Raw genomic sequence first — 14,265 nt, forward strand, 5'->3', positions numbered from 1 at the left:
ATTATCACCAATTCTCCCACTGGGTTTCAATCTTGACATCGCCATAGTTGCTTGGCGAGTACTTGCTGTCATAAATAGAGCACCAATCTTTCAAGACTTTCTGGTTTACGATTTCGTCGTAATAAAAATCCAAATCCTTGGCAGTGATACCGTACTGCTCTAAGTATGATTTCACTTGCTCTTCGTCTTCGATATAACTATCCTCATTTCCTGATATCACAATCTGAATTGACTTTATGATTGTTTTAGTATTTGGATTATATTTGTTGACCATCCATAGCTTCGTACCATCAGCTATTTTTCTCTCAAATGAAACAAACAGTTTACTATACGCTTTCTCAAAATTAAATCCAACTCTCAGTTCAAGATAATCCTCTGGAGGAGTCTTATACTTTCCTAAAGGGCTATATTTAAAATAATCTCCATCACTTGGCCAGACATCATCGATTTCAAAACCTTCTATATTTCTTAAAATATTATTTGTGCGATAGGTTTTCTCCGTCTCCTGATAAATCTCATCAAAAATGTTTTTAGGTTGATGGATAAAAAAGTAGAAACAGGATAATACGATTATAACGAATAAGGCTACTATGCCGAGGATTTTCTTCATGTTGTCACCAATTCTCCCACTGCGTTTCAACCTTGACCTCACCATAGTTGCTTGGTGAATACTTACTGTCATAAATCGAACACCAGTCCTTCAAAACTTTCTGGTTGACGATTTCGTCGTAGTAAGAGTCCAAGTCCTTGGCAGTGACACCGTACTGCTCTAGGTAGGATTTTACCTCCGATTGATCATCAATATATACTTTGGAATTATTTTCTTTTTTTATTATAGTGGCTTCTTTACTCAAAACACCTAATTTATAATTGTAGCTTCCCCATATTTTTACACTAACATTAGAAGATAGGCTTCTTTCGGAGTAAATAAATAAAACCTTCTGTGAGCTTCGAAAATTAAACCCAATTTCAATCTCAGAATAATCTGACGGTGTTTTCTCTTTGTTGTATAATCCGAACGGAGTATACAAAATATTAGGGTCATCACTTGGCCAAACTGCTCTGATTTTAAACCCATCTATATGCCTTAAAATATTATTTGAGCGATATGTCTTCTCTGTCTCCTGGTAGATTTCATCAAAAATATTTTTAGGTTGACGCACAAAAAAGTAAAAACAGGATGATATGATTATCACGAATAAGGCTACTAGGCCTAGGATTTTCTTCATATTGTCACCAATTCTCCCACTGGGTTTCAATCTTGACATCACCATAGTTGCTTGGCGAGTACTTGCTGTCATAAATCGAGCACCAGTCCTTCAAGACTTTCTGGTTGACGATTTTATCATAGTCTTGCTCTAATTCTTCTTTAGAAATATTATATTTTCTGAGATATTCTCTTACTTTTTCTTCATCATCAACATATTGACCTGGTTGCCTTGGCTCTTCAAAAATTGCAAGCTCCTTTTGAAGTACTTTCTTTTTTATATTATAGTGTGCTGAATACCATAGAGTAATATCCGAATTAATCCTTTTTTCAAAACGTATCGTCATCCCTTTGATACCTTCTCCAAAATTAAAGCTAATACTTATATCTTTATAGTCTCCAAGACGAGTTTGATACTTCCCAGAAGGGGTGTATGCAAAGTATTCACTATCATTAGGCCAAACTTCTCTGATTTCAAAGCCATCTATTTTTCTTAAAATATTATTTGACCGATAGGTTTTCTCCGTCTCCTGATAAATCTCATCAAAGATATTTTTAGGTTGATGGATAAAAAAGTAGAAACAAAATAATACAATTAGTGCATATAACCCTATTAGACCTAATATTTTTTTCATGTTATCACCAATTCTCCCACTGGGTTTCGACTTTCACATCGCCATAATTGCTTGGCGAGTACTTGCTGTCATAAATCGAACACCAGTCCTTCAAGACTTTCTGATTGACGATTTCGTCGTAATAAGAATCCAAATCCTTGGCAGTGATACCGTACTGCTCTAAGTAGGATTTCACTTGGGCCTCGTCTTCGATATATGTTTCCGTATCTACTTTCTTCAAACCTATTTTTACAAATTTTTTTAAACTACGTTCTTTATGAGAATATACAGTCCACATTTTTATACTAACGTTGGACTCTATCCGTTTTTCAAATGAAATCAAGCTTAATTGAGCTTCGGATTTAAAATTAAAATCTATAGCAATTTTCTCATAGCTATCTGGTAAAGCATTTCCCTCATAGGCGACACTTGGATAAAATTTAGAATCATCATACTCTTGATATTTATGTACCTCAACGTCTTTCAACTTGTTAAAAACATTATTTCCTAGATAGGTCTTCTCAGTTTCTTGGTAAATCTCATCAAAAATGTTTTTAGGTTGATGGATAAAAAAGTAAAAACAGGATGATATGATTATCACGAATAAGACTACTAGGCCTAGGATTTTCTTCATATTGTCACCAATTCTCCCACTGGGTTTCAATCTTGACATCGCCATAGTTACTTGGCGAGTACTTACTGTCATAGATGGTACACCAGTCTTTTAAAACCTTCTGATTGACGATTTCGTCGAAGTCTTTCTCTAATTCTTCTTTGGAAATATTATTTTTTCTTAAATATTCTCTTACTTTTTCTTCATCATCAATAAATTGGCCTGGTTGCCTTGGCTCTTCAAAAATCGCAAGCTCTTTTTTGAGGATTTTCTTTTTTATATTATAGTGTGCTGAATACCATAGGGTAATATTCGAATTAGTCTTTCTTTCAAAAAGAATCGTCATTCCTTTAATACCTGAACCAAAATTAAATCCAATACTTATGTCTTTATAACCTTCAGGATGAGTTTGATACTTCCCTGAAGGGGTGTATGCAAAATATTCTCCATCATTAGGCCAACCTGGACTAATTTTAAACCCATCTATGTTTCTTAAAATATTATTTGTACGATATGTCTTCTCTGTCTCCTGGTAGATTTCATCAAAAATATTTTTAGGTTGTTTGATAAAGAAATAAAAACAGATGAATATGATAAACGACATTAACGCTGTCATACCTAGTAGTTTCTTCATTAACTTTTCCTCCTAGTCTGCCACAGCCTCTAAACGATTTAAAAATGCGGATACTTCTGGGTATTTTCCCTCAATATACTCTTTAATAGATGCCTCACCCTTTCTCAGTATATCCGCAGGCGCTACCCCTGCATAGATTGTACCTTTGATATGTTTCCAATCCTTATTTTTCAAAAATTCTCTTTCTCTCTGAGAGGAATCTTTTTGAAGATCAGCATAGTAAGAAGAGATTGCTTGGTCATAGGATTGCCCATTTTGCATACGACCGATGAGGTTGACCGAGTCCAAATCCGCCTTGTAGTCATCTTCCCCGATGCTTGGCTTCATATCATTTGCATTAAAGGTCGTGTCTCCCTCCCAGCCTGATAAGTCCTTAACATGCTCTCTACCACCATAGACATCGGCTAACTGAACTTGATTAGGATTAAGATGAGTGGCCATAGTGATGGACTGGTGGGTAAAGTCTGCATGACCTGCTCCGTTGTTAGAGTATGCCTTTAGTTTGCTATCCCAAAATTGGTCAAAGTTACCCGTATCACCATAAATCTCTTCATAAGTACTTTTATAGGAATCATAATGGTTAGTTCCATTTTTTTATCATATTTCTTAATTTGATCTATATTATCAGATTTCCCACCCGCCATCTCGTGTTGCAGTCTAAGATTATAATACAGTTCTTTGGCCTTTTCTTCTTTCAACCCCAGTTCTTGATAAATTTCAACTATTGGTTTTAATGTTCTCCATTTTTGGCCTGTCTGCGAATCACTCACAAATTCATTATAAAAATAATGCCCCAAACCACCTGCCGTTTCGTTCCACTTAAAGTCATCATAGTTGGCCGCACCAACGACTCGCAAAAAGATATAGTCACGAAACTCTTGACTTGAGGTTGGGAATTTCTTATCTATCCCTTGCTTGATGGTCAAGAGTTGTTGGGCTGTCTCGGCATCAAAGCCGTATTCTGCCATCATGGTTTGGACAAAGGCCTTCTCTTGACGGCTGAGTTGCAAGTCCTTTGTATCAGCATAGGCAGTCAGGTAGTTGGCCCAAGTCAGATCAGATGGGACTTTAAAGACGCCTTGCTTGGCATCCCAGCTCGTTTCGATCTGAGCCAATCCTCGACTCAACTGCACGTCGATACTGTCTAGATCATCGAAAAGTCCTCCTGAATAGCTATCATAGGCACGTAGGTCTTTCAAAATCGTTTCATAGACACGTTTATTCGCGTGGTGTCCTCGCATGAGTTCCACATTACTGCGTCTCAATCTTCCTTTTTCTTCGCTATCCATGGTCAAGGAAGAAAGGGATTGGTTGACTTCATCTAGGTAGGCGATCATCTGCTCTTCCTGGTGGATCTTATCAAGCAGATCATCCTCACGCCAACTCTTGCTGTCGACCATCGTTTGGTAGTCTTCTGGTAATTTCTTGATAGCTTGAGAGAAAGTTTCCGCATAGAGCTGTCCCCCTTTGCTCAAGGGAAGCAAGACACTTGCAAAAAAACTTCTAGCCGAATTATAAGCATCGCCCTTTAGACTCTCCGTATCCTCTGAAAACTTTTGAATGGCTGATTGCAAGTCTTGATAAGCCTCCACCTGAGATTGGCACATGGTCGCTACACTCGAACTTTGTAGTTGTGATTGTTCTAAGTACATATCAATGCCCATGTCGTTTTTCCTCCTCTCTTTCTAGTTCTTTGCGTCTTTCATAGTAAACCGCATCCAAGTCTCCCTCTAACCGGAACTTTTCTTTCTTCAAATCATCCATGTGGTAGGTGAGGTCCTCAAGGATTTGGTTTTTAAGTTGGTTTCTTTGCAGGAGCGTTTCTTCCAACTGTCCTGCATATCGGCTCTGATAGGCCGCCTCCCACAAATCACTTTGATAACGGTGGCTAGCTCTATCATATCCTTCAAAGGTTTCTATCAGTTCTTTGGTGCGGTAGTTCTCTTTCCCATTGTCTTCTAGCTGGTACAAGAGTTCTCGCTCTCTTTTCTTCAACTCATCTAACTTGCTCATGTATGACTCCCAAAACCATTGGCCGCAGCCTTATCTAGCGCTTCAAAATCACTCGCTACAGAGTGAAGTCGTTCGGAAGTTAGGGTGACAGCGGCTGTTATCTGACTAGCTAGATTTTGATTCTTTGTCAGACATTGATGGGCCTTGTTATTCCCTTGAAGGGTCGTTAAGTCATCCTGACTAGCCACAGCGATTGCTGTTAAAGATTGACAAGCACTTTTCAGCTGACTCGCATATGTTTGCGCAAGATTTAGATCACTTTTTACTCTTGACATGGCTGTTTTATCCTTTTTCTCATTCCCTAGTGATAGGTACACTCCATTTAGCTATATAGGCCTATTATACCATGTTTCATAAAAGGAGCATCATTTTGTCCTGATTTATGTACAATTGTGTATTATTTTGACAACTTCTCTCATCCAACTCGACGAAAAGGGTAAAAACTGTTACAATGTAGAAAAAGAAAAGAGGCTCTCATGACTTCACTCTATGATTTTTCCGTTTTGAACCAAAACAACCAAGTAACTCCCCTGGGGAGCTATCGTGGCAAAGTTCTCTTGATTGTCAACACTGCTACTGGATGTGGTTTAACGCCCCAGTACCAGGGACTTCAAGAACTCTATGAACGCTATCAAGATCAGGGCTTTGAAATTTTAGATTTCCCTTGCAATCAGTTCATGGGACAAGCACCCGGCAGCGCAGAGGAAATCAATAGCTTCTGCAGCCTTCACTATCAGACAACTTTCCCTCGCTTTGCCAAGATCAAGGTCAACGGCAAGGAAGCAGATCCTCTTTATGTTTGGCTAAAAGACCAGAAATCTGGCCCGCTAGGAAAACGAATCGAATGGAATTTTGCTAAGTTTCTCATTGGTCGAGATGGGCAAGTTCTTGAGCGCTTCTCTTCAAAAACAGACCCCCAAACCATCCAAGAGTCTTTTCAAAAAATACTCTAATTTCTTTTTAAAACGTATCCTTTCATTTAGTTTGAACACTGAAAGGATGCTTTTTTTCTTTAAAAAGTAACTGATTTTCTTTAATTTATATTTATTTTTTTGCTTTTTGCTATTGCAATTCTTTCATTAATTTAGTATATTTGTTATATTAAAAGTTTTCAGTCATTTTAAGGGAGAAATGACCTTTTAAATTTTTTTATCTTAAAATGAAAGCGCTTTATAAATAGGGGGGGTAAGAGGCTTACAAATTATCAGAGAATTGTTTTCCTTAAATCAAGTTGTAACCAAGTCAGACTTGGGCTCGGGCAGTAGCTGACTGCCTTTCTAAAAACTAGGAGTATATTATGAATCGATACCTTTTTGAAAAAGGGCAAACATTTAGCATTCGAAAGTTGACTGTAGGTGTGGCCTCTGTCATCGTCGGACTGGCATTTTTTGCTTCTGGAACTGTGCGTGCGGACGAAACGTCTCCTACCGCAACATCCAATTTAGACCAGCAAATTGAACAAGTCGCAGATCTAGAGGAAAGCAAGACTGAACCAGCTAAAGAAGCAGGTCAAGTAGAAACTGAAAAACAAGAAACACCTGCTGCCGATACCAGCAGTGCTGATTTGCTCCCTGAAGAAATTCAGGACCGTGCCTATCCAGAGACACCTGTCAAAGAACTCGACACGACTACTATCGTTGACAAGAAAGCTAGTCCAGAAGTAGAAACTAAGAGCATTCTAAAGGATAAGGAAGAAGCTCCAAAAGAAGCTGAGAATGGAAACCGTGCTATTATTAACGGAGGACAAGACCTCAAACACATCAACTACGAGGGACAACCTGCTACTGCTGCCACTATGGTTTACAGCACTTACAATGCAGGAGAGCAACGCTACCTCGTTTCAGGATCTGGTATCTTTGTTGCACCTAATTTGATTCTTACCGTTGCACATAACTTCCTAGAAGCCAATAAAGAAAACGGCGAAGGTCACATCCGTGGTGGAAAATCTGCCCAGTTCTACTATAACGTTGGTTCAAACAGCGAAAAGAAAAACTCACTTCCATCTTCTGGAACTACGGTTTTATTCAGAGAAAAGGACATCCATTTCTGGAACAAGAAGGAGTTTGGAAAAGGTTATAAAAACGACCTTGCTCTTGTAGAAGCTCCTATTCCTCTTCCAATTGCTAGTCCAAACAAAGCAGCAACCTTTGCGCCTTTAGCGGATCACAAGACACATCAACCAGGAGAAGCCATTAGTACGATTGGCTACCCAACAGACTCGAGCTCAAAAGAGTTAAAACAGCCTATCCTAGCTGGCCAACTTTACAAGGCAGATGGGACTATCCGATCTGTTGAGTCCTATGATGATAAGGGAACGACTGGTATCACCTACAAAACTACTTCTGTATCTGGTTTGTCTGGTGGCGGGATTGTCGATAGCCAAGGAAAAGTTCTGGGTGTCCATCAACACGGAACCGTTGACAATGGTGTGGCTGAAAAGGATCGCTTTGGTGGCGGACTTGTCCTTTCACCTGAACAACTGAAATGGGTTAAGGACATGATTGCCAAATATGGTGTGAAAGGCTGGTACCAAGGAGATAACGGAAATCGTTACTACTTTACTGATGAGGGGCGTATGCTTCGGAATGAGAAAGCTGTTATCGGAAGCAACGAATATTCCTTCAACCAAGATGGGATTGCTACCTTGACCAAAGGAGTTGAATACGGACGTGTGGTTATCCAACACGAAGACGAAGAAGGAAATCCTGTCAAAGATAATGACACCTTTATCGAACAGACAGCTGTTGATTCGCCATTTGACTATAATTTCAAAAAAGAAATTGAGAAAACAGACTTCTATCAGAAGAATAAAGACAAATACGAAATTGTATCCATTGATGGCGTAGCAGTTAATAAACAGCTAAAAGATACTTGGGCTGAAGATCACAATGTTGTCAGCAAAGCGCCTGCCGGTACACGTGTCATCAAGGTGGTCTATAAAGTCAACAAAGGCTCCTTCAAAGTTTACTACCGTCAAAAAGGAACCACTACTGAACTAGCTGAGGCGACAGTTGATAACAATGAAGGCCAAGAGTATGAGGTTTCCTTTGTCAACACCTTCCATGCAAAAGACATTGCTGGCTACCGTCCAGTAAAAGCTAGCTTGGAAGCAAGGATCCAGCAAAAAGGGGTGAATGAAGTCGTCTTTGAATACGAGCCAATCGCTGATACGGCTAATCCAACGACTCCGACTCCACCAGTGGCTCATCCAGAAGATAAAGAAACTGAGATTGGCAACCATGGACCTCTTCCAAGCAAGGCCCAACTTGATTACCACAAAGAAGAATTGGCAGCCTTCATTCACTACGGAATGAACACTTATACCAATTCTGAATGGGGAAATGGGAAAGAAGACCCCCGATACTTCAATCCAACCAACTTGGATACTGACCAGTGGATTCGCACTTTGAAGGAAACAGGCTTCAAACGAACCATTATGGTTGTTAAGCACCACGACGGATTCGTTGCTTATCCATCTAAGTACACCAACCATACCGTAGCTGCTAGCCCATGGAAAGATGGAAAGGGTGACCTTCTCGAAGAAGTTTCCAAGTCTGCTAGCAAGTACGACATGAATATGGGTGTATACTTGTCACCATGGGATGCTAATCATCCAAAATACCATGTCGCAACTGAAAAAGAATACAACCAATACTATCTCAACCAACTAAAAGAAATCCTTGGTAATCCGAAATACGGTAACAAAGGGAAATTTATCGAAGTTTGGATGGACGGTGCGCGTGGTAGCGGTGCCCAAAAAGTAACCTATACCTTTGATGAATGGTTCAAATACATCAAAGAAGCCGAAGGAGATATTGCTATCTTCTCTGCTCAACCGACAAGCGTTCGCTGGATCGGAAATGAACGGGGAATCGCAGGTGACCCTGTCTGGCATAAAGTCAAGAGAGCTAACATCACAGACGATGTGAAAAACGAATACCTCAACCATGGTGACCCAGATGGTGATATGTACTCTGTAGGGGAAGCTGACGTTTCGATTCGTTCTGGCTGGTTCTACCATGACAATCAACAGCCGAAATCACTCAAAGAGCTGATGGATATCTACTTCAAGTCTGTTGGTCGTGGAACCCCACTCCTTCTCAACATTCCACCAAATAAAGAAGGAAAATTCGCAGATGCAGATGTAGCTCGCTTGAAGGAGTTCAAAGCAACCCTAGACCAAATGTATGCGACTGACTTTGCCAAAGGTGCCACTGTAACAGCAAGTTCTACTCGTCAGAACCACCTTTACAAGGAAAGTCACCTGACAGACGGTAAAGATGATACTAGCTGGGCGCTCTCAAATGATGCCACAACTGGTAGCTTTACAGTCGATTTAGGACAAAAGAGACGCTTTGACGTTGTCGAACTCAAAGAAGACATCGCCAAAGGTCAACGGATTTCTGGTTTCAAGATTGAAGTCGAAATCAACGGACGCTGGGTTCCATATGGGGAAGGTTCAACAGTAGGCTACCGCCGTTTGATTCAAGGACAACCTGTAGAAGCACAAAAAATCCGTGTAACTATCACTGGTGCTCAAGCAACTCCAATCTTGACCAACTTCTCAGTCTACAAGACACCTACTAGCATTGAGAAGACAGACGGTTACCCTCTTGGACTTGAATACCACTCAAATACAACCGCTGACAAGGCTGGTACAACTTGGTACAATGAATCTGAAGGTGTTCGTGGCACTTCTATGTGGACCAATCAAAAAGATGCCAAAGTAAGCTATACCTTCACAGGAACCAAGGCCTATGTCGTCTCTACAGTCGACCCAGGTCATGGAGAAATGTCCGTCTACGTTGATGGCCAAAAGGTTGCCGATGTCCAAACCAAGAACACTAGCCGTAAACGTAGCCAAAAAGTCTTTGAGACAGGTGATTTAGCACCTGGCCAACATACCATTACCCTTGTTAATAAAACAGGCGAACCAATTGCTACAGAAGGAATCTACACCCTAAACAATGATAGTAAAGGGATGTTTGAACTTGAGTCTACCAACTACGAAGTCGAAAAAGGAAAACCCGTCACTGTTAAGATTAAACGTGTTGGTGGAAGCAAGGGGGCTGCTACTGTTCGCTTCATCACAGAACCTGGAACTGGAGTTCACGGTAAAGTTTACCAAGATACAACTCAAGATGTGACCTTTAAAGACGGAGAAACAGAAAAGACTGTTACCATCCCAACGATTGACTTTACAGAACAAGCCGACTCTATCTTTGACTTCAAAGCCAAGCTCACTTCTGTTTCTGATGGTGCCTTGCTCGGTTTTGCTACCGATGCAACCATCCAAGTGATGAAAGCTGAATTACTGGTCAAGGACCAAACAAGTTATGATGACCAAGCTAGTCAGTTGGATTACAGTCCTGGCTGGCACCATGAAACCAATTCGGCAGACAAGTATCAGAAAACGGAGTCTTGGGCTTCCTTTGGTCGCTTAACTGATGAGCAAAAGAAAAAGACAACTGTCACAGCCTACTTCTACGGTACTGGACTTGATATCAAGGGCTATGTTGATCCAAATCATGGTATCTACAAAGTCTTTCTAGATGGCAAAGAAGTTCCTTACCAAGAGGGCATGGGAAATGCTTCAACTATTGATGGTAAGAAATACTTTAGCGGTCACGCTGCCCAACGCCAAGGTAATCAAACTCTGGTTAGCCTAAAAGGTCTGGACGAAAACTTGCACGCAGTCACCCTTCAACTCGATCCTGAACGAAACGATTTGTCTCGAAATATCGGTATCCAGGTAGACCAATTCATCACTCGTGGCGAAGGTAGTGAACTCTACAGCAAGGCAGATATCATCCAGTCTATCTCAAAATGGAAAGATGATCTGTCCAACTTTGACCCAGCAGGCTTGAAAAATACGGCTACCGCACGCCAAGCTTTCCAAGCAAATCTAGAAAAATTGAGAAACCAACTCAGTGCTGATGCAGTGGATGTTCAAGAAGTCATGTTGACGGTCAGTGCCCTACAAGATATCCTATCCAAGGATGAGAACTATCAAAGAGGTCAAGAGGAGCCTAGTCCAGAGCAACCGGAACAGCCAGAAGAACCTGAGAAACCTAATCAGCCTGAGCAACCAGCTGAACCAAAACAACCGGAAATTGAGTACGATAAGGCTATGGACAGCTTGACGAAAGCTATCGAGAAAAAAGTCGCTGAGCTTGGATCCAACAAGGAAGCTAAGAAGAAATTGTTAGAAATTGCTGACCAAGCCATTGCTGCAATCCAAGAAGCTAAAACTCAGGAAGCAGTCAATCAAGCGCTAGAAACTGCTCTCGAACAAATCAGCAAGCTCGAAGCAGCTCAGCCTGAGAAACCCGTTCAGCCTGAGAAACCTGCTGAACCTGAAAAACCAATTCAGCCTGAAAAACCGGCTCAACCTGAAAAACCAATCACTTCTTCATCTCCTGAGGAAGGAGTTAAGAACCTTGTCTTTACACTTCCAAGTTTGGAAATTGTCAATAAACCAGTACCATTCAAGACTATCCGTCGCGAAAACCCACAATTAGACAAAGGAAAAGAGCAAGTTCTATCAGAAGGAAAAGACGGTCTCTTAGTCGAGTATGTTGAAGTGGACGGTGACAATCGCAAGGTTCTCCAAACAGAAGCAACTCCAGCTCAAGATCGAGTGATTGAGGTAGGCACTAAACAAAGTTCAGTAGGAACAGAGGCACCTCCTGTTGTGACCCTTCCTGAGCACCCTCTACCAGCGCAACCTGAGAAACCAATTACTTCTTCAAGTCCTGAGGAAGGGGTTAAAGACCTTGTCTTTACACTTCCAAGCTTGGAAATCGTCAATAAGGTCGTACCGTTCAAGACTATCCGTCGCGAAAACCCACAATTAGACAAAGGAAAAGAGCAAGTTCTATCAGAAGGAAAAGACGGTCTCTTAGTCGAGTATGTTGAAGTGGACGGTGACAATCGCAAGGTTCTCCAAACAGAAGCAACTCCAGCTCAAGATCGAGTGATTGAGGTAGGTAGCAAACAAAGCTCTGTTGGAACAGAAGCGCCACCAGTTGTGACTCTTCCTGAGTATGTTCTACCAAGAGAGACTGAAAAACCTGCTCCAGCCGTAACAGATAATTCATCATCAAAAGATGAAAAAGCTCCTGTTACAGCCACGGTCAAAGAAGACAAGGAAAGTGAACTCCCTGCAACCGGGGAACAAGAAGCAACTGCCTTCCTCTTCTTGGCAGCTATTACTTCTATCTTGTCTCTCCTCATTTTCCAAAAGAATTTCAAAGACTAATAACCCTCTTTGATTAATTCTTTTCCATTATTTCAGTTCCCCCGTTGAGAAGACCATTTGGTCTTCTCTTTTTCTATCTGTAAAATTAAAAAACATCCACAAATTAAACAGCACCCCAAAAGTCAGACAGAAAAAATCTAACTTTTGCGGTGCTGTTCACTTATTTTAATTCGTTAGTTCCACACAGAAAGCATCCCATGGCTCTAAGGTTTGTTTTTCAACTGCTTCTTTAGCAGTAGTGTTTTCAATCAAGATTGACTTAACTTTTCCTCCTACCGAAAAATCTTGTTTTTCATTGGACAAGTTAGCCACAACTAAGAAACGTCGGTCGCCATCTTTACGAATATAGGCAAAGACCTTATCAGTCGTATCGAGTAATTCAAAATCAGCTCGAATCAGCCAACTGTTTTCCTTACGGATTTGAACGAGTTTTTGATAAGTATAGAAAATAGAATCTGGATTTGCCAGTGCTTCTTGAACGTTGATTTCTTCGTAGTTTGGATTAACTGCCAACCAAGGTTGACCTGTTGAGAAGCCAGCATTTTTGCTTTCATCCCATTGCATTGGGGTACGGGCATTATCACGACCAATGACACGGATGCTGTCCATGATTTCTTCAATCGGAACGCCTTTTTCAAGAGCTTCACGCGCATAGTTGAGGGATTCAATATCTTCTACTTGGTCCAGTGTTTCAAACGGATAGTTGGTCATCCCAATCTCTTCACCCTGGTAGATATAAGGAGTCCCCCTCATAAGATGAAGCAAGATCGCAAAGGCTTTGGCAGATTTTTCACGGTATTCTTGGTCATTTCCCCAGATAGAGACGATACGAGGAAGGTCATGGTTGTTCCAGAAGAGGGAATTCCAGCCATCTTCAACTCCTAACTCTGTCTGCCATTTGTTAAAAATCTCTTTTAACTTCCCTACATTTAACTCTTTTTGGTAGTGCCACTTAGGTTGCCCTTCCTGATACTGAAGACAGATGTGTTCAAACTGGAAGACCATTGACAATTCTTGTCCCTTTGGATCCGAGTAAAGCTTAGCAATCTCTGGCGTTGCTCCCCAGGTCTCCCCTACTGTCAAGAGATCTTTGTCGCCAAAGGTCGCCTGATTCATTTCCTTTAGATAGGGATGCAGCATAGGACCGTTATTGACTACTTTCTCGTCAGGAATTTTCCCAATCATATCAATGACATCCATACGGAAACCACCAATACCTTTATCAATCCAGAAGTTCATCATCTCATAAATTTTCTGGCGAAGTTTTTCATTCTCCCAGTTGAGATCAGGCTGTTTTTTACTGAAAAAGTGAAGATAGTATTGTCCCGACTTTTCATCGTATTCCCAAGCAGACCCACTAAAGATGGAATCCAAATCGTTGGGCTCATCACGCCAGATATAGTAGTCTCGCTCAGGGCTGTCAGGATTTTCACAGGCCTCGACAAACCAAGCATGCTCATCCGAGGTATGATTGACCACCAAGTCCATGATAATTCGAATGCCACGCTTCTTAGCTTCTGCGATCAGTTGGTCCATGTCCTCCATAGTCCCAAAAATAGCTGCAATCGCTTGATAATCTGCAATATCATAACCATTATCATCCATAGGACTGTCATAAACGGGAGAAAGCCAAATCGCTGTAATCCCTAGCTTAGCTAGATAGTCTAACTTACTAGTAATTCCTGGTAAATCACCAATCCCATCTCCGTTGCTATCCATGAAACTCTTTGGATAGACTTGATAGACTACGGCATTATGCCACCATTTTTCTTGCATCTTCTTACCTCATTATTTTAATAATCTATAGTCTATGATAGCGTTTTTTCAAACTTAGTGCAAGCGTTTGCCTAATCTTTTTGATTTCTTTTTTGACTCCGTAGTTTCCTATCTTCCAATTTTTTATTATAATAGAGGTCAGAGGTA

General features: G+C 40.8%; 10 protein-coding genes and 1 pseudogene. 2 read left to right on the forward strand and 9 right to left on the reverse strand.

The features are described 5' to 3' along the window. Positions 1 to 4 precede the first annotated feature (4 nt). From B7714_RS02790 to B7714_RS02825, 8 genes and pseudogenes are all read right to left on the reverse strand, one after another. Positions 5 to 610, reverse strand: a complete 606-nt coding sequence (locus B7714_RS02790; protein WP_084859586.1) for a TipC family immunity protein — start codon at positions 608 to 610, stop codon at positions 5 to 7. Positions 611 to 614: 4 nt separating this feature from the next. Continuing rightward, on the reverse strand, positions 615 to 1,229 hold the full coding sequence (locus B7714_RS02795) for a TipC family immunity protein (RefSeq protein WP_084859587.1): 615 nt from the start codon (positions 1,227 to 1,229) through the stop codon (positions 615 to 617). Between the two features lie 4 nt (positions 1,230 to 1,233). Next, positions 1,234 to 1,842: a TipC family immunity protein gene (locus B7714_RS02800; RefSeq protein ID WP_084859588.1), complete on the reverse strand. Its 609-nt coding sequence runs from the start codon at positions 1,840 to 1,842 to the stop codon at positions 1,234 to 1,236. 4 nt (positions 1,843 to 1,846) lie between these two features. Next, on the reverse strand, positions 1,847 to 2,455 hold the full coding sequence (locus tag B7714_RS02805; protein ID WP_084859589.1) for a TipC family immunity protein: 609 nt from the start codon (positions 2,453 to 2,455) through the stop codon (positions 1,847 to 1,849). Between the two features lie 4 nt (positions 2,456 to 2,459). Next, positions 2,460 to 3,068, reverse strand: coding sequence for a TipC family immunity protein (locus B7714_RS02810; protein ID WP_084859590.1), 609 nt, complete (start codon positions 3,066 to 3,068; stop codon positions 2,460 to 2,462). Between the two features lie 12 nt (positions 3,069 to 3,080). Further along, positions 3,081 to 4,732: pseudogene (locus tag B7714_RS02815) on the reverse strand (LXG domain-containing protein). Further along, the gene (locus tag B7714_RS02820; protein ID WP_084859591.1) at positions 4,722 to 5,081 is read right to left on the reverse strand and encodes a DUF3958 family protein; all 360 of its coding nucleotides are present in this window, start codon (positions 5,079 to 5,081) and stop codon (positions 4,722 to 4,724) included. The pseudogene B7714_RS02815 and the gene B7714_RS02820 overlap by 11 nt, the downstream one beginning before the upstream one ends. Beyond that, positions 5,078 to 5,356, reverse strand: coding sequence for a TIGR04197 family type VII secretion effector (locus B7714_RS02825; protein ID WP_084859592.1), 279 nt, complete (start codon positions 5,354 to 5,356; stop codon positions 5,078 to 5,080). The genes B7714_RS02820 and B7714_RS02825 overlap by 4 nt, the downstream gene beginning before the upstream one ends. Before the next feature lie 201 nt (positions 5,357 to 5,557). On the opposite strand from B7714_RS02825, the gene B7714_RS02830 reads away from it, so the two are divergent. After that, on the forward strand, positions 5,558 to 6,034 hold the full coding sequence (locus B7714_RS02830) for a glutathione peroxidase (protein WP_084859593.1): 477 nt from the start codon (positions 5,558 to 5,560) through the stop codon (positions 6,032 to 6,034). Positions 6,035 to 6,378: 344 nt separating this feature from the next. Further along, positions 6,379 to 12,342, forward strand: coding sequence for an alpha-L-fucosidase (locus B7714_RS02835; RefSeq protein WP_084859594.1), 5,964 nt, complete (start codon positions 6,379 to 6,381; stop codon positions 12,340 to 12,342). Between the two features lie 165 nt (positions 12,343 to 12,507). Here the strand turns inward: B7714_RS02835 and B7714_RS02840 are convergent, their stop codons facing one another. Next, on the reverse strand, positions 12,508 to 14,118 hold the full coding sequence (locus tag B7714_RS02840; protein WP_084859595.1) for a glycoside hydrolase family 13 protein: 1,611 nt from the start codon (positions 14,116 to 14,118) through the stop codon (positions 12,508 to 12,510). Positions 14,119 to 14,265: the final 147 nt, after the last annotated feature.

Origin of the sequence: Streptococcus oralis subsp. oralis, from assembly GCF_002096595.1 — a bacterium.
Taxonomy (GTDB): Bacteria; Bacillota; Bacilli; order Lactobacillales; family Streptococcaceae; genus Streptococcus; species Streptococcus oralis_D.